The following is a 21,456-nucleotide window of genomic DNA, read 5'->3' as shown; positions in this document are numbered from 1 at the left end:
GAATGCCATGAATGATCATACGAGACCGTTTAAACCTGGCGAACACAAGCCCGTCTATCCCGGGCTCGAGGACGATCCGTATGCCTTGCGCAGCAAGCTTTCGGAGCCTTCTGTTTGCCCGACCTGCGGTGCGGTCTACCATGACGGGCGATGGCAATGGCTGACGCGCCCGGAACATGCGCAAGAGGTCGTTTGCACGGCCTGTCACCGCACCGCCGACGGCGTGCCGGCGGGCTACGTCTATATCGACGGGGCATTCGCTGTCGATCATCGCAGTGAGGTGTTGGATCTCGTGAACCATCACGCGGCTCGCGCTCGAGCGGAGCACCCGATGGAGCGCATCATCGCGATCGAGACGGAGGGCGATGCCACCGTGGTCACGACGACCGGCGTACATTTGGCGCGCGATCTCGGATCGGCGTTGAAATCGGCGTTCCAGGGCACACTGGATTTGAAATACGGCCCCGGTGAGCAACTCGTGCGCGCCTATTGGCGGCGTTAGCTCGATCGGGCGATCCGGTTCTCTACGCGACTACCCGCGCAATCCCGAGGAATCGACCACGATGACTCGGCTACTCGCGCGCGACGAGTTCCGGTTCGCCACAGTGAGCGAGGATCGCCGCGCGCACTGCGGCGCGCAGCTTCGCCATCGATCGAAGATCGATCCCAGCGGGTGCGATGCCCGGTAGCAACGTCATCTCGATTGGCGCGCGTCGAGGCAAGCGATCTCCGTCGCGCAGCACGTTGCGTACGCCGCGCAGCGCAATGGGCACGATGGGACGCCCCGCGAGGCATGCGGCGCGAAAGGCCCCTAAATGAAATGGGCGCAGGCCTGCGGCGCGTACGAACGTCCCTTCGGGAAACAACAACAGCGTTTCGTCCCTTGCGGCGAGCACGAGATTGTGTTCGTCTTCGAGACTCCCGCGAAAGTCGGCTCGCTCGACGAAGTAGGCGCCAAGCGCCTTCAGAAAGCGCCCTATGAAGGGCGTGCTCTCCAGTTCACGCTTGGCGACGATGCGCACCGGCCGCGGCAGGTACGCGAACAGCACGACGCTATCGAGATAACTCGTATGGTTGACGGCAAGGATGCAGGGGGACGGCGGCAACGGGGCGGCATCGGCATTGAACTGCACGCGCAAGCCGGTGGCGCGCAAGAACAAGCGTGCGCTACGCGCCGCGCTTTCCCAGTTTCGTCGCGCGTCGGCGTGTGCCGTGACGCGAACCCAGAGCACGAACGCGATCGCAATCCCGACCGTCCAGCACCATAAGCCATACGTGATCGCTCGCATTTGCTGCAACACCCGGCGCGCAAGCGCTGGAACGCTGCCCGCCACGGCTTCCGAAACTTGGCGCCATCCGGCATGCGGGGCGCCCAGCGTTTGGACCTCGCGATCAGCACGTTCGGCACGCTCGAATCGGTCGAGCATGGCGGCGTGGCGGATCTTGCCGGCAGCCGTTTTCGGAACGCTGCCCGGCGGCACGAGGACGATGCGTTCGGCGGGCGAGCCAAAAGACTCAACGGTCGCCGCGCCGATGCGCTCGATCAGTTGCGCGCGCGCCTGAGCGCCTTCGTCGGATGTTTCCGCAAAGACGATGACGCGTTCGGTTCCTCGCGCGGTGTCGACGCTTCCGCACACCGCAACGCCGCCCGCAATGACGCCAGGCAGGCGACCTATGGCTTCTTCGAGTTCGTAAGGAAAGAAGTGCCGGCCGCCGCGAATGATCATATCCTTCGTTCGTCCGGTGACGTAAAGCGTGCCATCGGCCAGGTAGCCCAGATCGCCGCTGTCCAGCCAATCGCCGTCCATGAGTGCCGCCGTCTGCGCGGGATTGCGGTAATACCCTTGCGTGGCCGACAACCCTCGGAATTCGATACGGCCCACGCGCCGGTCGGTGAGCGTTTGCCCGTGCTCGTCGACGATGCGTATGTCGGAGTTGTCGAGTACGGATCCGCAGCCGACCACTTCGACGGTCTTCGCAGGCTCCCCAGCGCCGATGGCCGGTACGGCGACGCTGTCGACGAGTAGGGAGTTTCGCATCACGGTGTCCACCGACAAGCCCCGTCCAGGCCGAGGTAGCGTGAGCGCGAGCCCGTTCTCGGCGAGACCATAGACCGGTGCGAGTGCATGAGGATCGAAATGTATGGCACGCGTGCGCTCGCAAAAGGCGCGCATCGTCTTCACGCTCACTGGCTCCGCGCCGCAGCACGCGAATCGCAGCGACGACAGATCGAGGTCTTTCAACTGGGCATCCGAAAGACGCGCGCATCGATCGTATGCAAAGTTGGGCGCGGCCGTGATGGTGCCGCGATAGCGCGTGATCATCTGCAGCCAGCTTTCAGGGCGGGCGAGAAACGTCAGCGTCGAGGTGACGACGAGCGGTACGCCGAAATAAAGCGGCCCCATCCAAGCGCCGACCAAGCCCATGTTGTGACTGAGCGGCAGCCAACTGACGAATACATCGCCGGACCGCACGTCGATACGCGCTCCCATCGCTCGAATGTTGGCCAGCAAGTTCGCATGCGTGAGCCTGACGCCTTTGGGCGCACCGGTGCTTCCGGAGGTGTATTGAAGCAAGGCAAGATCGCCGGGCTGCGCAAGCACGGTTTTGTCGGGCGGCAAGTGCTCGATTTCGTCGGGGGTCAGCACGTGCCGAATGGTCGGCACGCGCGCCTTGAGCAAATGCCCGATGGTCGCGGCCTGATCGAAGGTCACGACCGCTTTGACCTGCGCGTTCGTTAGCAAGGCGGCATGACGCGCCACGTGCTCGGCAACCTGATCGATGCGCAGCGGTGGGTAGATCGGTGCCGGAACTGCCCCGCACAGCAGCGTCGCGATGAACACGACGAAATAGTCGCTCGTCGTGGGCAACATGAGCGCGACCGTATCGCCGGGGTCGATGCCGAGTTGACGCATGCCGCTCGCAACTTGCATGGCACGGTCGCGAAGTTCGCCGTAGCTCATGCGCGATTCGGTCACGCCATCGGTGTCGATCAGCACGATGTGTGTGTGCTCGGGGTGACGGTCGGCGTGCCAATGCAGCGCGTCGATGAGCGTGTTCGCTTGCGTTGGGCATGCCAGCGTGCCGGCGTCGCCAGCTTCAGGCTGAGTTGGCGACGGTGGCGCCGACGCAGATCGCTCGGCGGCTGTCGATTGCCGTGCGCTCGTATCCGTCAGTATTGCCAGAACGTCGGCAGCCGTCGCGGCCAAGGCGAAGGTCTCGACCGACAACTGCACGTGGAACGCCGCTTCGATGCGCGCGAGCAATTCGGCGCGCGCGAGGCTATCGAAGCCGAGATCGCGCTCGAACTGTGCGTCGAGTGTGACTTTGGGATAGGCGGGACCCTCACCGTGCAACTCCTGGGCCAGCGCACGCACGAGTGTCAGAAGTTTCGATTCGGCGTCGCCGGTCTGCCCGGCTGGCGGTTTCTGTTCGTATGGTGCTTGGCTCGTCACGTTGGAGAAACGACATTCATGCCCACGGTTTGCGCGAGGATCGGCACCTCATCCTCGTTCAAGCTGAGCGCATCGGCGAGCAAGCGATGATTGATCCAGCCGCGTACGACCGTCGCTAGTCCTGCGGACGCGCAATACAACGATACGTTTTGCGAAATCGCGCCCGCCGTGATCGCAGAGAATGTGTCGCGTTGAGCGGGCGGCAATGTCAGCAGCTTCGACGTGCTCACGACGTAGACGAGGTCGAGCGGCGCAGCGCCGACGAAATCTTGATAGCCGGTCATGCCGCGCGCATCGATGGCGCGCTTTAGCACGAGGCTATGCTTCGCTGGGTCGTAGCGGTAGACGCCCTGCGGCAGCGCCACATAGATGTCGATTTCTTGGCGCCCGTGGGGGGATGGCGCGGTGCGTCCGCCGCTAAGCGGCCGGTTGATGCCATCGGCGGCCCATAACAGCGCGCCGAGCGTGCGCTTGGACAACGGCGCGGGCGAGAACTCGCGCGTGCTCGAACGAAACGACAAGGCTGCGAGCAGCGATATCCCCGAAAGCAAATCCGGGGGAGGCAACTCGATGACTGGGGGAGCGCCCTCGGGAACAGGCTTGACTGCGGCGTCGGGGAGCGTCTGGTAGGTCAGCGTGGGCATTTGACTCATTTGTGCGCTCCTCCTCGGGTCACGATCGAATGGTCCATCACATATCCCACGATAAGCGCGCAGGCGAATTCGCGGTTGATTTCGGTCAATGGGAGTCGACGACGTCGTTCCTCGAACCGCGTAAAGCGCCCCGCGCCGGCCGCGAATGGATGCCGCACCGGCGATGCGCCCCGCCATCGGCTTCTCGTTCGCCGTACCGGCGACAACGGTTGACTCACGTCAAAGCGGTTCGCGGCGCACTGCTCAGAATCGAAACGAGCGATGCATACGAGCCGCAACGGTAGGCAGATCGGCAGACGGACGGCGTCGCGCATATGCCTCCGGGGGCGTGCGGCGGCAGGCCGTCAATACGGCGGCCGCGGGCATTTCGCTGCGACGCGCGCATCCGACACCGTCCCGCAGCACCGATAGGAGCCTCGCGATGTCTGACGATACGTCGATCATGTGGTTGGAGGATGTGCGCCGCACCGATGTGGCGCGCGTCGGCGGAAAGAACGCCTCGCTCGGCGAGTTGACCTCTGCCCTGGCAGGCGCCGGCATTAGCGTGCCGCCGGGCTTTGCGACCACCGCGCACGCGTATTGGCGCTTTATCGATGCCAATGGATTGCGCGAGACGATCGCATCGCTGCTCGCGGATTTGGCTGCCGGAAAACTCACGCTGGCCGAAGCGGGTACGGCCATACGCCGCGCAATAGTGCATGGCGAATGGCCTGCCGCGATCGGCGAGGCGATCTGCGCGGCATATCGGCGCTTGAGCGAACGCGCGGGAGAGGGCGCGGCTGACGTCGCGGTGCGGTCGAGCGCGACCGCCGAGGACTTGCCCGACGCAAGCTTTGCCGGACAGCAGGAAAGCTTTTTGAATGTGCGCGGCGAACAAGCGTTGCTCGTGGCATGCCGGCGGTGCTATGCGTCTCTCTTCACCAATCGCGCGATCAGCTATCGCGAAGCGAAAGGCTTCGACCATATGAAGGTGGCGTTATCGATCGGTGTGCAGCGCATGGTTCGCTCAGACCTCGCGGGCGCCGGCGTGATGTTCTCGATCGATACGGAAACGGGGTTCGACAAGCTCGTCGTCATCAACGCGGCGTGGGGCCTCGGGGAAAACGTGGTTCAAGGAACCGTCGATCCGGACGAGTATGAAGTTTTCAAGCCGCTGCTGGGCAATGCGAAGCTCGCCCCGATCATCGGCAAGAAGCTCGGCGAGAAGCAACTGAAAGTGATCTACGCGAGCGATGCGCGCACGCCGACGAAGAACGTCCCCACTTCGAAAGCCGAGCGCGCCGCATTCGTATTGACCGATCCGGAGATCCTCGAGCTGGCGCGTTGGGCGTGCGCGATCGAGCGCCATTATGGCCAGCCGATGGATATCGAATGGGCCAAGGACGGTGCGAACGGCGCGCTCTACATCGTGCAGGCGCGTCCGGAAACGGTGCAGTCCAGACGTGAAGCGAGCGCAATCAAAACCTATCGTCTCGTTCATGCGGGGCCGCGCCTGTTGACCGGCGTGGCAGTGGGCGAAGCCATTGCGGCCGGCACGGTGTGTGTGATCGACAACCCGCATCGCGCCGCGCATTTCGTCGACGGCGCTATTTTAGTCACGCACACGACCGATCCCGATTGGGTGCCGCTCATGCGCCGTGCTGCCGCGATCGTCACCGATCATGGCGGAAGAACCTCGCATGCCGCGATCGTTAGCCGCGAACTCGGATTGCCGGCCATCGTGGGCACCGGCAATGCGACGCATATGTTGCACGACGAGCAAGAGATCACCGTATCGTGCGCTCAAGGCAACGAGGGATTCGTCTATGAGGGACGCGCCGAGTTCACGGTGGAAGACATCGATTTTGCTCATCTGCCCATCACGCGCACGCAGGTAATGCTCAATCTCGCCAATCCGGCAGCGGCGCTGCGCTGGTGGCGGCTGCCTGCAGATGGCGTCGGACTCGCGCGCATGGAGTTCGTGATCGGCAATCACATCAAGATTCATCCGATGGCGCTCGCACGTTATGAGGCGTTGACCGATGCCGTCGCGAAGCGAACGATCGACGAACTCACGGCGGGGTATGAAGACAAAACCGCGTATTTCGTCGAGCGCCTTGCGCGCGGTCTCGCGCGCATTGCCGCCGCGCATTATCCGCGCCCCGTGATCGTTCGCATGAGCGACTTCAAAACCAACGAGTACGCGAACCTGATCGGCGGGATGCAATTCGAGTCCAAGGAAGAGAATCCGATGCTCGGCTTTCGTGGCGCATCGCGTTACGATTCGCCGCGGTATCGCGAAGGGTTCGCGCTCGAATGCCGGGCCATCGACCGGTTGCGCCGCGAACTCGGCTTCAAGAACGTCGTGGTCATGATCCCTTTTTGCCGCTCGCCGAAAGAAGCGGACCGCGTACTCGCAGTCATGGCCGAGCAGGGGCTGGCGCGCGGCCAAGACGGGCTCGAGGTCTACGTCATGTGCGAAATTCCGTCGAACGTGATCCTCGCGGAAGCCTTCGCGGCTCGCTTCGACGGGTTCTCGATCGGCAGCAACGACCTGACGCAATTGACCCTCGGCGTCGATCGCGATTCGGCCGATCTCGCTTCGCTCTTCGACGAAGAGGATGACGCGGTGAAGTGGATGATCGGGCACGTCATCGGGGCAGCGCATCGATGCGGCGTCAAAGTCGGGCTATGCGGTCAAGCTCCCAGCGACCGCCCGGACTTCGCACGCTTTCTGGTGGAGTGCGGCATCGATTCCGTGTCGGTTACGCCGGATAGCTTCGTGGCGGTGAAGCGACGCATTGCGGAGGCGGAGGCGCAAGCGGAGACGCAAGCGCGTGCGGACGGGGAAGCGGAAGCGGAAGCGGTAAAGCGGGGCTAACCCCGCGGATCCGGCCTAAGGAGCCGAGCTCGGCATGGGCCGGCCCGCCCGCCGCGCGCAGCCCGGGCAACGTTGGACCGCTGCGCCCTGCGCGCTCCCCGTGTCGGCGTCGTCCCAGCGCAAAACGATATCCACGGCACCCTTTGGGGGAACGGTGACATGCTTGGTTTGCGCTTTGCCCGCATAGTTGGCCGCGAGGATATATCGGCCCGGCGGGACTTGAACGAACAGAAGCGGTCCGTCCGTTCGAATCGAAAGCACATCGCGCTTCGACTCGGTGGAGACCGACACGTCGACATCGGAAAGGTAGGCGCCGGTTTTGGACGCAAACGTCACGCGCAAGTTGTACTTTGCGGCAGCGGCGCGCAATTGCTGCACGTCGTCTTCGCCGATGCCGCCGGTCAGGTATGTGACGCCTTGCATCGCTACAGGCGCGCTAGCCGCTTGCGCAAACGTGCTCGGACTCGCCAGGCCGATGCCGCTCGCGATGGCTGCACCGATCACGAGCCCCGATATCATTCGACTAAAACCGTTGTGCATTTTGAACTCCTATCGCTCTCGGAGCGGGGGTAGCATGCTTGCTGGATACCGTACGCGTGCGCCGCGTGACGCTGTTGACGCAGGTCAAATGACGCGTTCGCTCTCCCGAAAACGCTCACCTCACGGGCTGAGCGCACAGGGACCGGTATCCCCGGCGTCGCACGAATGCCGTCGAGTCGGACCGCCGTTTGGAGCGCGCAGACAGCGCCCAGCCCCCTCCCGTAAACCCTCACCTTTAGCGGCGTGCGCGGCCTCGCTTCCTGCGCACCCTTGGGGCGCGCGTGCGAGCGCCGCCGCGCCGCGCCCCGCTTGGGCCGATCCCGAAAACTCGGTCGCTCGGATGTCGGATCCGGTAGGCCATTCCACTGGTTGGACGGCCAGTCGATGAGCTCTTTCGGGACGCTCGAACGGCATCGCTGCGGCCGCCAGCGCCAACGGTGAGCTTTATCGGGAGCTCGGCGCGCCGCTTCCAACGCGCTGCCTTGCTCAACGGTAGGGCGTGAGGGGTGTTCGCCGACGCGTTTCGCATTTGGGCGATACACTTCGCCGGTCCGTTCGCGCGAATCTTTCATGGCGGCGGCATCGGTCGCTCTATTTCCTTGGCGTTTTCTTATCGATCGAGGTTCTCGTTCATGACAACCGTTGCAATCGTTTATTTCAGCGGCTACGGCCACACCGTCAAACTCGCGGAGGCCGTGCAAGCCGGCGCTGCGTCCGAGACCGGCGCGAAGGCCACGCTCTACCGTATCGACGCCAACGGCGACTTGCCGGAGGGCGCGTGGGAAGAGATCGCGAAAGCGGATGCGCTGATATACGGCAGCCCGACGTACATGGGCGGCCCCGCCTGGCAGTTCAAGAAGTTTGCCGACGCCAGTTCGAAGGTGTGGTTCACGCAAGGTTGGAAGAATAAGCTTGCGGCCGGATTCACGACATCGGCTTCGACGAACGGCGATAAATTCTCGACGATGGAATATTTCTGGACGCTATCGCAGCAGCATGGCCAAGTCTGGATCGGCACGGGCTTGATGCCCGCCAACAAAAAAGAACACGGGCCATCCGACGTCAATTGGACGGCGGGCTTTGCCGGTGCGTTGGCGATTTCACCCTCCGACGCATCGCCTGAAGAAGCGCCGCGATCGGGCGATCTCGAAACGGCGCGCTTGCTCGGCCAGCGCGTTGCGCAATTCGCCACGCGCTTGCGTTGATCGCCGGCTGAGCGCTTGACGCGCTTCGCTCCGATCGCCGCGGCGGCGCCGCGCGAGTACGAGCGAAGCGCTCTATCTGCAGGACGGCGCTTTGCCGGAGCCGGTCGCCACACCGGCGTGGAGACCGCTGTGCGCAGGCCCGTCCGTGTATCTAGCGACGGCGCGCCGCCGTCCAATCGGTTCATTAGGATTCCTAAACGAGCAGGGTGGGCACGCTCGTCACGACATGCGGCCGGCTTCCCGGCTCGGGCACGCGCCATGCTAGACGAAACGGTTGGGCATTTGCATCGCCGCTAGATCGCGGACGGCTGGGGCGCGACCGCAGGACCATTCCAAACCTGCTCCGGCAGCCTCTTCGCCGACGATCGGTTCAATTTCCCGGTGCCACGCCCTTGCTGCAATTTTTGCTGCACGTGAGACGTTGCGGCGTGGCTTTCCAACTCTGTTGCGACTCGCCATCCGATGCCGAAGCAGCCGTATTGGTTATTGCGCGCCATGAGCTTATCTTTGCGATCAATTCGAAACAGGAATCCTCAATGAGCGACGCATCCGATCTGTTGCCCAACCGAGATCACACTCATTTCCTGTCCGGCGGGGGCGAGCTTGGGCAGCTCATTCGCGCCTACGACTGGCGCTCGACGCCCCTCGGTGAGCCGGAAACATGGCCCCAGAACCTGAAGCTGGCGCTGCGCATCATCCTTAATTCGCGGCAGCCGATGTGGATCGGCTGGGGCCCTTCGTTGGTCTATTTTTACAACGACGCGTATCGTTCTATCGTCGGCGGCAAGCACCCCGGGGCGCTCGGGCGTGCGATGTCCGAAGTATGGACGGAAATTTGGGACGACATCAGCGAGATGCTCGAGCTTGCCATGAGCGGGCGCGACGCCATCTACGTCGAAGCGCAACCGCTGATCATGGAGCGCAACGGCTATCGCGAGGAAACCTTTTATACCTTCTCGTTCAGCCCGATTCCGAACGACGACGGCAGCGTCGGCGGCATCATCTGCGCCAATACCGACGACACCCAGCGCGTGATCGGGGAACGACAACTCGCCCTGTTGCGCGACCTTGCCGCGGGCGCGACGAACACGCGTAGCTGGCAGGAGGCGAGCGATTGCTGCATCCACGCATTGGGCGCCGACGATCGCGATCTGCCGTTCGCATTGCTCTATATGGCCGAGCCTGGCGATGCACCAATGCGGCTGATCGGTTCGTGGGGAATCGATGCGGCACATGAAGCCGCACCGGCGTGCCTTTCGTCGGATCGACCGGCCTTGTGGCCCGTGCATGAAGCGGTTCGAACGCATGCGCCTGTCGTCGTGTCGGATTTTCAACGATCCTTGGCGTCGCCGTTGCCCAAGGGGCCATGGCCCGAAGCGCCGTCGCAGGCCGTGGTGATGCCGCTCTCGTCTTCAGGCGAGACGGGGCTTGCCGGGGCGCTCGTCGTCGGCTTGAATCCGTTTCGTCTGTTCGATGCGAACTATCGCGCCTTCTTGGGGCTCGTCGCGGGCCAAATCAGCGCGGCTATTGCCCAGGCGCAGGCATACGAAGCCGAACGGCGGCGCGCCGAGGCGCTGGCCGAAATCGACCGTGCAAAGACCGCGTTTTATTCCAACGTGAGCCACGAATTTCGCACACCGCTCACGTTGATGCTGGGACCGCTCGAAGACGTGCTCGACTACGCGACGGCGGCAACGCTACCGCCGTCGCAGCGCAAGCGGCTCGTGACCGCGCATCGCAATGGTTTGCGGCTGCTCAAGCTCGTCAATTCGTTGCTGGATTTCTCGCGCATCGAGGCGGGCCGTGCCGCCGCGGCGTTCGAGCCGACCGATTTGGCGAAGCTGACGGCCGAGCTTGCGTCGAACTTCGAATCGGCGACGGATCGCGCCAATCTGAAATTGTCGATCGATTGCCCGCCGCTGCCGCAGCCTGTCTATGTCGATCGCGACATGTGGGAGAAGATCGTTTTGAACCTCGTATCGAACGCGTTCAAATTCACGTTCGAAGGCGAGATCGGCGTCGCCACACGGGTGTCGGCCGACGGCGCGGCGGCCGAAGTCATCGTGCGCGATACGGGAGTCGGCATTCCGGCGCACGAGTTGCCTCGGTTGTACGAGCGCTTTCATCGGGTCGAAGGGCAGCGTAGCCGCTCGTTCGAAGGAACTGGAATCGGGCTTGCGCTCGTGCGGGAGCTCGTCGAGCTGCACGGTGGCGCCATCGCCGTCGACAGCGAGGTGGGCCAAGGCGCAACGTTTACGCTGCGCGTTCCGTTCGGAACCGGGCATTTGCCGCCTGAACGCATCGGCGCCAAGCCGGTTTCCGAGGGCAAATCCGGGCGCGCCGATGCCTATGTCGAAGAGGCGTTGCGCTGGCTGCCGCAAAACGAAGACGAGCGGGCGGAAGACGAAGACGATGCGGACGGCGATGCCGATGCGCCCGGCGCGTTTGCCGCGGACATGGGGCAATGGTCGTTCGGCCGCGGCACGATCGGAGCGCGCGTGCTGGTGGCGGACGACAACCGCGATATGCGCGATTACATCGGCCGCTTGCTGCGTCAGCGATGGAACGTGGAGACGGTCGCCGACGGCCGCTCCGCGCTGGAAGCCATTCGACGCGAGAAGCCCGACCTCGTGTTGACCGACGTGATGATGCCCAGTCTCGACGGCTTTGGTCTCTTGCGCGAGATCCGCAGCGATGAGCAGTTGAAGTATCTCCCCGTGGTCATGTTGTCGGCGCGGGCGGGGGAGGAGGCCCAAGTCGAAGGCTTCGAATCCGGGGCCGACGATTACCTGGTCAAACCATTTTCGGCGCGCGAGTTGTTGGCGCGCGTCAATGCCAACCTCGAGATGGCGCGCTTGCGCAGAGACGCCACGCGCGAACTGCTGGAGAGCGAGGCGCGCTTTCGGAACATGGCCAATCATGCGCCGGTGATGATGTGGGTGAGCGATCCCACCGGCTCGCTCACCTATTTGAATCGCCTATGGTGCGAATTCACGGGGCAATCGTTGGACGAGGCCGTGGGCGATGGCGCATGGAACGCGTTGCACCCCGAAGATCGCGAGCACTACGAAACCTCGCTCTTATCGGCATCGAGCAACGGGGAGCCGTTTCGCGCCGAGTGCCGCGTGCGCCGCGCGGACGGTGTTTATCGCTGGGCCTTGGCGGCGGCGGCACCTCGATTCAGCGACGATGGCGCCTTCCTCGGCTACATCGGCTCCATTATCGACATCACTCATCGCAAGGAGTCCGAGCGGGTCTTGCAGGAGGCGAATCTCGTGCTCGAGCGGCGCGTGGCCGCGGCGATCGCCGAGCGCGCGCATACGGAGGCCCAATTGCGGCAAGCGCAGAAGATGGAAGCCATCGGCAAACTGACCGGAGGCGTCGCGCACGATTTCAACAACGTGCTGCAAGTCATCGCCGGCAATTTGCAGTTGCTGGGGCGCGATGTGGCGGGCAACGTGCGCGCCGAGCAGCGCTTGCAGACGGCGATCGCCGCCACCTCCCGCGGTTCGCGTCTCGCTTCGCAACTGCTCGCGTTCGGCCGGCGGCAACCGCTGTCGCCGAAAACGGTGAACCTGGGCCGGCTCGTGCGTGGCATCGACGATATGCTGCGTCGTTCGCTGGGCGAGGGCGTGGAGATCGAAACGATCATCGCCGGCGGTTTGTGGAACACCTTCGTCGATACCGTGCAGGTCGAAAACGCCCTGTTGAACCTCGCCATCAACGCGCGCGATGCGATGCAAGGGCAGGGCAAGCTGACGATCGAAGCGGGCAATGCGTTTTTGGACGACACGTACGTCGCCCGTCACGGCGACGTGGCGGCCGGGCAATACGTGATGGTGGCCGTCACCGATACGGGCTGCGGGATACCCGGCGAATTGCTGGAACGTGTCTTCGAGCCGTTCTACACGACCAAGCCCGAGGGGCAGGGAACGGGACTCGGGTTGAGCATGGTGTACGGTTTCGTCAAGCAATCGGGCGGGCACATCAAGATCTACAGCGAAGTCGGGCACGGCACGACGGTTCGGATTTATCTGCCGCGCGCCCGGCAGCCCGAAGACGTGGAAACCGACGTGGATACGGGTCCGATCACGGGCGGCAGCGAGACGATTCTCGTCGTGGAAGACGATGAGGACGTTCGCGGGACGGTCGTCGATTTGCTGTCGGAGCTCGGCTATCGCGTGCTACGTGCGAAAGAGGCGCAAAGTGCGCTGGCGATCGTCGAAAGCGGCGTGCCCATCGACTTGCTGTTCACCGACGTGGTCATGCCGGGGCCGCTCAGTAGTCCCGAACTCGCCCGCAAGGCGCGAGAGCGTTTGCCCAACATCGCCGTGCTGTTTACGTCGGGTTATACCGATAACGCGATCGTGCACGGCGGCCGGCTCGACGAGGGCGTCGATTTGCTCAGCAAGCCGTACAGCCGGGAAGCCATGGCGCGCAAGATTCGCAGCGTCCTGCGCAATCAGCCGCGCAGCTCGGGCGTGCCCCCTCAGGCGCCGAGCTTGCCGGAGCCTTGCCCACCCGAAGCGGCGCCGGAGCCCTCGCGGCTGAGCGCGCGCGTGCTGCTCGTCGACGACGACGCGATGGTGCGCTTCACGACGGCCGACATGCTGAGTTACCTTGGGCATGCCGTCACCGAGGCGGGCGATGCGTCCGATGCGTTGCGGCTACTCAGCGAGCAAGCGTTCGACGTGCTCGTCACCGACATCTCGCTGCCCGATTTGTCGGGCGACGAGCTTGCGATGCGGGCTTTGGCGTTGCAGCCCGGCCTGCGCGTGATTTTCGCAACGGGCTACGATGCGCTGCCCGACGACAGCAATCACCAGGCGCTCGCGGGTGCAATGCTGTTGCGCAAGCCGTACAACAAGGAACGCATCGAGGAAGCGATGAACGCGGCGATGCAGGCGCGCTTGGCCTCCGGCGCGCCGCGTGCTGCAGTGGTTCAAGAGCGCGCGGGTGCCCCAGGCGCGACGAATGAGGCGAGACGCATGCCGTCGATTTGAAGCGGAATGCGCGTCGTCGAGGCGCGGGGGTGCGGATGGCGCGAGGCCAACGATTCGGTTGGGATTGCCCTGCAGGCCAAAGGTGAGCCATTTCGGGAGTGCTGCGGCGACGCGTGATTTCGTCCCCGCAACTCCCGAAAACCCTCACCGTGCAACGGGCCGTCGGCGCGCGCCGTTTTCGGCGTCTCCGCGTGATGCATCAAGGGATTCGCCCTTGGGTGCCACGGAAGGTCGGCCGACGAAGGCGAGGTTGCAACGGGCTCGCCGACGGCGCGATTTCGACGCCCGGCAAGCTTCGTATTGTCCGAAAGGTGAGTGTTTTCGGGAGAGGACTCGAGGCTTGGATGCGCGAGTCGCATCGGTGGCGAAAGCGTGAAATCCGCCGTTAATCGATGCAATGGCGTCCGAATACCCAATGCCATGGGCGAAACGGATAATGAGAGAAATAACGGTATGCCGTCGATCCCACTTCGACCGTGCATGAAAGCATGTACATTGCGGGGATCGCTCGGCTTGTATCGGTCCGCGCCCCTACGCTATTGCGCGCGGGCGCGGCGCGTTTGCCGAAGCATTGGCCGTGTCCCGTCCGGTAAACGTGTGACGAATTTATGCGCGCCGGCGCCGGTCATGCGCCTGGCATGGGGAACCGGCGCCGGGAACGTTCCGTGCAGGTGAAAAGAGACACAAGCTTTTTGTGGTTTTGCCTTTTAGCGATTTTGTATCGATAATTCGAGTCGACACCGCTTGAAGACAATCGCGCGCTGCCTCACGGCCAAGCGCCGTCGCGCGGCTGCAACCTTTCGGCCGCGAGTCGAGTATGATTCGGCTCGGGTCACAGGGGCATTCACGCGCCCCCGCATCAACCATAACCGGAATCATCGATGGAACAGCTTGAAGGCGAAGCTCGCGAACGGTTGATTCGCTGGCTGCGACGCCGCATGGACGAATACGGCATTACCGTGGAAGCCGTTGCCGAATCGATTTCCGCCGATAAGCAGGCGGAGCGGCCCATTCTTTATCGCGACGCAATGGGCAACACATGGGATGGATACGGGGATCCCCCCGATTGGCTGCGCCGCGCCGTGGCCGCCGGCCAGAACATGGACTTCTACCGTTGCGAAACCTAGATCGCCCCTGGGGTCATTCGTCCCTGGATGTCTCGGTGGCCGTCCGACCCGAAGGCCAATAATTCTCGAATACGCATTCGTCGATCGGCATCCTCTGCGCCCATTTTTCGAGTTCGAGCATCGGCCGCGGATAGAACGCTTCGACATGGCCAAGACATAAAATCGCAACGGGTTTTGCGCCGGGCGGCATGCGCATGAGCGCGCGCACTTCGTCGGCATCGAACAGCGATACCCATCCCATGCCGAGCCCCTCGGCGCGAGCCGCGAGCCACATGTTCTGGATTGCGCAGGCAACCGATGCGAGATCCATCTCGGGCATCGTGCGACGGCCAAAGACGTGTTTGTCGCGGCCGTCCATCAGCGACATCACGAGTAATTCGCCGCAATCGAGCATGCCTTCCACTTTCAGGCGCATGAATTCATCCTGTCGCTCGCCGAGCGCCTCGGCCGTGCGCACGCGCTCGCGTTCGACGGCGGCGTGCAGAGCGGCGCGCAACGCCGTGTCCGTAATGCGCGCGATGCGCCACGGCTGCATGAAGCCTACGCTCGGCGCGTGATGGGCCGCGTCGATCAATCGCGCCAGCACCCCAGCGTCGACCGGCTTGCGTACGAAGTGACGCATGTCGCGGCGTTCGTAAATGGCGCGGTAGACAGCCGCGCGTTCGTCATCGTCAAATTGCGTGGCCATGAAAGAGTGCGGCAATGAAAGCCGGATTGGAGGGCCAATATCCGTGCAGGTACGAGGCGACGACCGCGCCGGAGCGGTACATTGCCTCGCCGGGCGCGTCCGATTGCACATAGCGCGCGATGAGGGCCGGCGCGAGGGTGGTCTCGACCTGCGAATAATGAAACGTATGACCGCGCATCTCGCCGTGCACGCCGGCAATCGACTGCATGCCGAGCGCGACGAGTTGCCGGCTCAAGGTAGCGCGGCCGGGCAGCAGGCCGAGCATCGGAGTGGTCAGCCCCGCGCTGTCGGTCAGCGTTTCGAGCAGGTAGAGCATGCCGCCGCATTCCGCGAACAGAGGCTTACCTGCCGCTGCATGCGCTCCGATCGCGCTCGACGTACGCGTGTTGCGCGCGAGCGCCGGAGCATGAAGTTCGGGATAGCCGCCGGGTAGGTAAACGGCGTCGGTCGCTGCCGGCAACGCGTCCCCGGCAAGCGGCGAGAACTCGGTGACCCGCGCGCCGAGCTTGGACAGCAATCGCAAATTGGCCGGATACACGAACGAGAATGCCGCATCGCGCGCCACGGCGATATGCAGGCCATCGAGCAGCCGGGGCAGCGGCGGCTCGGGCGGCGCGTCGAAGTCCACCGGCGGCGGCAATTGCGCGAGCGCCGTTGTCGCCAGCGCGTCGGCGGCGCGATCGATGCGCGCATCGATATCGTCGATCTCGATCGCCGCGTGAAGGCCAAGATGCCGTTCGGGGAGCGAAATGTGTTCGGAACCCGGCACATGGCCGAGCCATCGTACGTCGCTGGGCAATGCGTCCTTCAGGAGTTGCGCGTGGTATTCGGAACCGACGCGATTGGCGAAGACGCCGTGAAAATCGAGCGACGGTTCAAAGCGAGCGAGTCCGAGCGCGATCGCACCGAAGGTCTGGGCCATTGCTTGGGCGTCGACGACGGCGGCAACCGGCAACCCGAAGCGCAATGCCAAATCGGCGCCGCTCGGCGTGCCGTCGAACAGGCCCATCATGCCTTCGACGATGATCAAATCGGCCTCGCCTGCCGCCTCTGCCAATCGTTGCCGGCAGGCGCTTTCACCGACCATCCACAGGTCGAGCGAATCGACGGGGGCGCCGCTAGCGCGCTCTAGGATCGTCGGATCGAGAAAGTCGGGCCCCGTTTTGAAGACGCGCACTCGCAGCCCGCGGCGGCGATGAGCGCGCGCCAGCGCGGCTGCGATGGTCGTTTTGCCTTGGCCGGATGCGACGGCGCCAATGAACAATGCGGGACACGAGGGCATGGTCAGCCCTGCCCAAAGCGATTGCCGGGAGCGGCGGGGGAGCGAACGAACGGCGATGAGATCGGCATGACGCAGGCGCTTGCGCGGCGGATGAGCGATACGCGCAGTGTAAAGCGCCTGCCTTACGGCCGCACGACAAGCGCATGTCGGCGCATTGCATTTCGGCCGCAGTGGGAATGATCGTTGCGAACCGATGAGGTAGCCATCTACCTCATGGCCATCGAAACTTAGTTGTCCTAAGCAATGGCAACGGATTACTTGTGCGAGATCTCGCGCACCGACGCCACGTCGTTGCCGGAAACCGACTGCGCGGCGACGTTTTCATGCGGATCGTCGATCGATCCGACGGATCGCGTTGCAAATAGCAGGTTCCATTCCCGCTTCGAGCGGCGCGTCGGCTCCGGCGGGCGCTGCCGAAATGGACAAACCCTGCCAAACTGAGCGCCTGAGAGGGAAAGTTCGGACGAGACGCAGACACGAAGGCGCCTGCATGGCCGTGCGCCGCGCTGATCGTTCGGCTTCGAACGGGGACTGGCACATGAACGACACGCCGCTGTCCGAACGTGAACGCACCTGGAGCGAGCGCACCGCGTCGCAAGCACGCGAGGCGCTCGAGGGCCGGCGGCGCGGCGTGCACCTGCTGTTGCCGTTCGCGGGCCCGGCCGTCGTCGTGTCGGTGGCCTACATGGACCCCGGCAACCTGGCGACGAACCTGCAGGCCGGCGCCGCGTATGGCTACACGTTGCTATGGGCCGTGCTGTTCGCGAACCTCGTGGCGATGTTGTTCCAAGCCGTGTCGGCCAGGCTCGGCATCGTGAGCGGGTCGAGTCTGGCGACGCTCTGTGCGCGCCGTCTGCCGCTACCGGTCGTGTTGGCGATGTGGGCGGTGAGCGAGATCGCGGCGATGGCGACCGATCTCGCCGAGTTCCTGGGCGGCGCGATCGGCTTCTCGCTGCTCGCCCACGTTCCGTTGTTGTTCGGCATGGCGGTGACGGCCGCTTTCACTTGGGCGTTGCTGTTGCTTCAAAGGCAGGGCTTTCGGCCGCTCGAAGTCGCGATCGGCGCGCTCGTCGGCCTGATCGCCATCGCTTACGTGGCTCAGTTGCTGTTCGTCACCGTCCCATGGGGCGCCGTCCTACATGGCGTACTGGTGCCGGCGGTGCCAGATCGAGAGGCCCTTATCGTCTCGGCCGGCATCGTCGGCGCGACCGTGATGCCGCATGCGCTGTTCTTGCACTCGGGGTTGACGGGCGAACGCATCAGGCCGCGCACTGAAGAAGAGCGCGCAAAACTCGTTCGCTACTCGAATGCGGAAGTCGCCATCGCTTTGACGGTGGCCGGGCTCGTCAATATGGCCATGGTCATCATGGCATCCGGCGCTTTTCACAGTGGGCATAAAGAGGTGACGGATATCGGAGTCGCGTACCACACGTTGACGCCGTTGTTCGGTTCGATGGCGGCTGCGCTGTTTCTGACCTCGCTGATGGCGTCGGGCATATCGAGCTCGGTGGTCGGTACCATGGCGGGCCAGGCGATCATGCAAGATTTCCTCGGTATATCGCTGCCGTTATGGCTGCGCCGCATCGTGACCATGGCGCCTAGCTTCGTGGTGGTCGCGCTAGGGGTTGGGCTGGTGCGCGCACTCGTGCTGAGCCAGGTGGTGCTCAGCCTAGCGGTGCCGGTGCCCATGCTTGCTCTCATCGGCTTTGCGAGCAGTCGGCGGATCATGGGCGAACATCGATTGGGGCGCGCCATGCTGTTCCTTGCGATCGTGGCGTTGCTGGGCATCATGGCCATGAATGCAATATTGATCGTGCAGCTGTGGCCGTTCTGAATCGAAGGCCGGCCGAACTGCGGCGCGACGCGCGAGTGCGACGGGACTTGGACGGCGGTGGTCGGCAGTCGGCAGTCGGTGCCCGAGGTGAGGGTTTTCGGGAGCACGATTCGGTGAGGCCCGATAGGTGGTTTGCCCTCACGCATCCTTCCTCCAGACACGCCAAGTGGGCCGTCGGGACGGCAAAAAGGGCTATCCGGCATGGCGCGGCAGCATCCTTGGACTTCGCAGGTGAGCCGTATGCCCACCCCGATCTTCACCCAGAACCGGAGCACCTAACAACAGGTGAGGGTTTTCGGGAGCTCACCGTCCCAGGATTTGGGCACGCTTGCCATCCTGCTCGCGAAATGCGGATTCATGCGAAGATCAAGGGTTCCGACGCGGCCTGGCCCGTCACCGCTATTGCGACTACTGCCGGACCGCGAGCCGGCGCAAATTGGAGAACCTCACGATGCAGATCACGGGAGATATGCTGATCGGCGGCGCCTCGGTGCGTGGCACTGCCGGAACGCTGCGCGCGTTCGACCCGGCCCGCAACAGCGAGATCGAACCGGCATTCGGCGCCGGCGATGCGAACGACGTCGACCGCGCTTGCCGCTTGGCGCAAGCAGCCTTCGATCCGTTTCGCCAGGCGCCGCTAGAAACGCGCGCGCGTCTTCTCGAAACGATTGCCGACCGCATCATGGCGCTGGGCGATGCGCTCATCGAGCGCGGTCATGCGGAGTCGGCGCTGCCCAAGGCGCGCCTCGAAGGCGAGCGCGGGCGTACCGTCGGCCAGCTCAAGCTGTTTGCGCAACTCGTGCGCGATGGCCGCTGGCTCGGCGCAACGCTCGACTCGGCGATGCCCGAGCGCAAACCGCTGCCGCGCTCCGATTTGCGGCAGCAGAAGATTGCGATCGGTCCCGTGGCCGTGTTCGGTGCGAGCAACTTTCCGCTCGCGTTTTCGGTAGCGGGCGGCGATACGGCGTCGGCACTGGCGGCAGGCTGTCCGGTGGTCGTCAAAGCGCATCCGGCCCACCTCGGCACTTCGGAACTCGTGGGGCGCGCGATTCAAGAAGCCGTCGCCGAGTGCGGGTTGCCCGCGGGCGTGTTTGCGCTGGTGCTCGGCGCGGGCAATGCCGTGGGCGAAGCGCTCGTCGCACATCCGGCCATCAAGGCCGTCGGCTTCACGGGTTCGCGCGGCGGTGGCATCGCCCTGATGAACATCGCCGCGCGGCGCCGCGAACCGATCCCCGTCTACGCGGAAATGAGCAGCATCAACCCTTGCTTCGTGCTCCCCGGCGCCTTGGCGGCACGGGCCGAAGCGGTGGCGAACGGCTTCGTCGAATCCCTGACGCTCGGCGTGGGCCAATTCTGCACGAACCCGGGGCTCGTCGTTGTGCTCGACGGGCCGCAGCGCCAGGCGTTCGTCGACGCCGCCGCAAAGGCGCTCGAGAAGAAGGGCGCGCAAACGATGCTCACGGCCGGCATTGCGAGCGCTTACCGCGACGGCGTGAGCAAGCGCGCAGGCGTGGAGGGCGTGACGCGCGTCGCACAGGGTGCGAGCACCGATGCGCACCACGCGGCGCTGCCGGAGTTGTTCGCGACGACGAAATCGCAATTTCTCGCTGCGCCGCCGCTCGAAGACGAGATTTTCGGGCCGACTTCGCTCATCGTGACGTGCGCCAACATCGATGAAATGATCGAACTGGCCGAGCATTTGGAAGGGCAGTTGACGGCGACCTTGCAGATGGAGCGCGACGACGTGGAGCTCGCGCGCAAGTTGCTGCCCACGCTCGAACGCAAGGCCGGCCGCATTTTGGCGAACGGCTTTCCAACGGGCGTCGAGGTATCGCACGCGATGGTGCATGGCGGGCCGTTCCCGGCCACGTCCGATCCGCGCTCGACCTCGGTTGGCACGCTCGCGATCGAGCGGTTCTTGCGGCCCGTCTGCTACCAAGACTTGCCGGCCGAGCTGTTGCCGCAAGCCGTGCAGGACGACAATCCGTTGAACCTCTGGCGCTTGCGCGACGGCGCATTCGAGCGTCGCTGAGCAACACGCGGGGCGGTGCATTTCGCCGAATCGCCGCCCGCGTTGCAGGTGGGTTTGCCGTGCGCGCCGCGCCGCTTAAACGGCGCGCGTGACGGCCCGCATTGCGGCCTTCAGCTTCCGACCCGATAGACGCGCCCTGTTTGGGCGCCTTCTACGCTGCGACTGAACGCCAAGGAGGCGCGCTGCGCACTGACCGGCTCGAACCCGCGAAAGTACGAGCCGTACGCTTGGGCCGATTCTTCGAGGATCGTCGGGCTCACGAGATTGATGCGCAACCCTCTCGGCAATTCGATCGCCGCGCCGCGCACGAAGCCCTCCAACGCGAAATTGACGGTGGTGGCGTTGATTCCTTCGCGGATCGGTTCGTCGGCGAGAATGCCGCCCGTCAGCGTGAACGACCCGCCGTCGTTGACGTGATGTTGCGCTGCCAGCACGACGTTGATTTGGCCCATGAGCTTATCGCGCAGGCCGATCCAGAACTGATCGGCGGTCATTTCGTGAAATGGCCCGAAATGAACCTTCCCGATGGTGGCGACGACTGCATCGACACGGCCGATTTCGTGAAATAAACGCTCGACACTCGGCAGATTGGTCGCATCGACGTGATAATCGCCGCGCGTGGCGCCCACTTCGATCACTTCATGACGTTGCTTCAGTTCTGCGCAGACGGCGCGGCCGAGCGTGCCGCTCGCTCCAATCACGACAACTTTCATTTCGGCTCCTAGGGTCTGGTTACGCGTGGAACGCGCAGGCGAATGCCTGAAATCGCTCGCAGGG

General features: G+C 64.1%; 13 protein-coding genes. 7 read left to right on the top strand and 6 right to left on the bottom strand.

Annotated features, from left to right (window positions below):
* Window positions 1-7: 7 nt before the first annotated feature.
* The gene (locus QQS38_RS20090) at window positions 8-502 is read left to right on the top strand and encodes a BCAM0308 family protein (protein WP_479647105.1); all 495 of its coding nucleotides are present in this window, start codon (window positions 8-10) and stop codon (window positions 500-502) included.
* A 70-nt stretch (window positions 503-572) separates the two neighbouring features.
* On the opposite strand, the gene QQS38_RS20085 is transcribed toward QQS38_RS20090, so the two are convergent.
* Both QQS38_RS20085 and QQS38_RS20080 read right to left on the bottom strand, forming a co-directional pair.
* Window positions 573-3,455, bottom strand: a complete 2,883-nt coding sequence (locus QQS38_RS20085; RefSeq protein WP_479647104.1) for an AMP-binding protein — start codon at window positions 3,453-3,455, stop codon at window positions 573-575.
* Window positions 3,452-4,108 (bottom strand): nitroreductase family protein, encoded by a 657-nt coding sequence (locus QQS38_RS20080; protein WP_479647103.1) that lies wholly within the window; start codon window positions 4,106-4,108, stop codon window positions 3,452-3,454. The genes QQS38_RS20085 and QQS38_RS20080 overlap by 4 nt, the downstream gene beginning before the upstream one ends.
* Window positions 4,109-4,529: 421 nt before the next feature.
* Between QQS38_RS20080 and ppsA the strand changes: the two genes are divergently transcribed.
* A complete protein-coding gene (ppsA, locus tag QQS38_RS20075) occupies window positions 4,530-6,968 on the top strand; it encodes a phosphoenolpyruvate synthase (protein WP_479647102.1) in 2,439 nt (812 codons plus the stop codon).
* A 15-nt stretch (window positions 6,969-6,983) separates the two neighbouring features.
* On the opposite strand, the gene QQS38_RS20070 is transcribed toward ppsA, so the two are convergent.
* Window positions 6,984-7,508 (bottom strand): peptidase associated/transthyretin-like domain-containing protein, encoded by a 525-nt coding sequence (locus QQS38_RS20070; RefSeq protein WP_479647101.1) that lies wholly within the window; start codon window positions 7,506-7,508, stop codon window positions 6,984-6,986.
* 632 nt (window positions 7,509-8,140) lie between these two features.
* Here QQS38_RS20070 and QQS38_RS20065 point away from each other — a divergent pair.
* The 3 genes from QQS38_RS20065 to QQS38_RS20055 all read left to right on the top strand — a co-directional run bounded on the left by QQS38_RS20065 (window position 8,141) and on the right by QQS38_RS20055 (window position 14,843).
* The gene (locus QQS38_RS20065; protein ID WP_479647100.1) at window positions 8,141-8,713 is read left to right on the top strand and encodes a flavodoxin family protein; all 573 of its coding nucleotides are present in this window, start codon (window positions 8,141-8,143) and stop codon (window positions 8,711-8,713) included.
* A 536-nt stretch (window positions 8,714-9,249) separates the two neighbouring features.
* Window positions 9,250-13,716: a response regulator gene (locus QQS38_RS20060; RefSeq protein ID WP_479647099.1), complete on the top strand. Its 4,467-nt coding sequence runs from the start codon at window positions 9,250-9,252 to the stop codon at window positions 13,714-13,716.
* An 881-nt stretch (window positions 13,717-14,597) separates the two neighbouring features.
* The gene (locus tag QQS38_RS20055) at window positions 14,598-14,843 is read left to right on the top strand and encodes an H-NS family nucleoid-associated regulatory protein (protein ID WP_479647098.1); all 246 of its coding nucleotides are present in this window, start codon (window positions 14,598-14,600) and stop codon (window positions 14,841-14,843) included.
* Between the two features lie 13 nt (window positions 14,844-14,856).
* On the opposite strand, the gene bluB is transcribed toward QQS38_RS20055, so the two are convergent.
* On the bottom strand, window positions 14,857-15,531 hold the full coding sequence (gene bluB, locus QQS38_RS20050) for a 5,6-dimethylbenzimidazole synthase (RefSeq protein WP_479647097.1): 675 nt from the start codon (window positions 15,529-15,531) through the stop codon (window positions 14,857-14,859).
* Complete coding sequence (locus QQS38_RS20045) at window positions 15,515-16,813, bottom strand: cobyrinate a,c-diamide synthase (RefSeq protein ID WP_479647096.1); 1,299 nt, start codon at window positions 16,811-16,813, stop codon at window positions 15,515-15,517. Before QQS38_RS20045 ends, bluB begins: the two co-directional genes overlap by 17 nt.
* 538 nt (window positions 16,814-17,351) lie before the next feature.
* On the opposite strand from QQS38_RS20045, the gene QQS38_RS20040 reads away from it, so the two are divergent.
* A complete protein-coding gene (locus tag QQS38_RS20040; protein ID WP_479647095.1) occupies window positions 17,352-18,647 on the top strand; it encodes an Nramp family divalent metal transporter in 1,296 nt (431 codons plus the stop codon).
* A gap of 451 nt (window positions 18,648-19,098) precedes the next feature.
* On the top strand, window positions 19,099-20,679 hold the full coding sequence (locus QQS38_RS20035; RefSeq protein ID WP_479647094.1) for an aldehyde dehydrogenase (NADP(+)): 1,581 nt from the start codon (window positions 19,099-19,101) through the stop codon (window positions 20,677-20,679).
* 110 nt (window positions 20,680-20,789) lie between these two features.
* On the opposite strand, the gene QQS38_RS20030 is transcribed toward QQS38_RS20035, so the two are convergent.
* On the bottom strand, window positions 20,790-21,392 hold the full coding sequence (locus QQS38_RS20030) for a short chain dehydrogenase (protein ID WP_479647093.1): 603 nt from the start codon (window positions 21,390-21,392) through the stop codon (window positions 20,790-20,792).
* Window positions 21,393-21,456 lie beyond the last annotated feature (64 nt).

It is taken from the genome of Trinickia sp. Z7, from assembly GCF_056498045.1.
The sequence above is the reverse complement of the archived record's forward strand: the minus strand, read 5'-3'. Positions and strand labels throughout refer to the sequence as shown.

Bases quoted from the DNA above. Each gene is read 5' to 3' on its own strand.
- QQS38_RS20090 (WP_479647105.1), top strand. From the start codon at position 8: ATGAATGATCATACGAGACCGTTTAAACCTGGCGAACACAAGCCCGTC.
- QQS38_RS20080 (WP_479647103.1), bottom strand. From the start codon at position 4,108: ATGAGTCAAATGCCCACGCTGACCTACCAGACGCTCCCCGACGCCGCA.
- ppsA (WP_479647102.1), top strand. From the start codon at position 4,530: ATGTCTGACGATACGTCGATCATGTGGTTGGAGGATGTGCGCCGCACC.
- QQS38_RS20070 (WP_479647101.1), bottom strand. From the start codon at position 7,508: ATGCACAACGGTTTTAGTCGAATGATATCGGGGCTCGTGATCGGTGCA.
- QQS38_RS20065 (WP_479647100.1), top strand. From the start codon at position 8,141: ATGACAACCGTTGCAATCGTTTATTTCAGCGGCTACGGCCACACCGTC.
- QQS38_RS20060 (WP_479647099.1), top strand. From the start codon at position 9,250: ATGAGCGACGCATCCGATCTGTTGCCCAACCGAGATCACACTCATTTC.
- QQS38_RS20055 (WP_479647098.1), top strand. From the start codon at position 14,598: ATGGAACAGCTTGAAGGCGAAGCTCGCGAACGGTTGATTCGCTGGCTG.
- bluB (WP_479647097.1), bottom strand. From the start codon at position 15,531: ATGGCCACGCAATTTGACGATGACGAACGCGCGGCTGTCTACCGCGCC.
- QQS38_RS20045 (WP_479647096.1), bottom strand. From the start codon at position 16,813: ATGCCCTCGTGTCCCGCATTGTTCATTGGCGCCGTCGCATCCGGCCAA.
- QQS38_RS20040 (WP_479647095.1), top strand. From the start codon at position 17,352: ATGAACGACACGCCGCTGTCCGAACGTGAACGCACCTGGAGCGAGCGC.
- QQS38_RS20035 (WP_479647094.1), top strand. From the start codon at position 19,099: ATGCAGATCACGGGAGATATGCTGATCGGCGGCGCCTCGGTGCGTGGC.
- QQS38_RS20030 (WP_479647093.1), bottom strand. From the start codon at position 21,392: ATGAAAGTTGTCGTGATTGGAGCGAGCGGCACGCTCGGCCGCGCCGTC.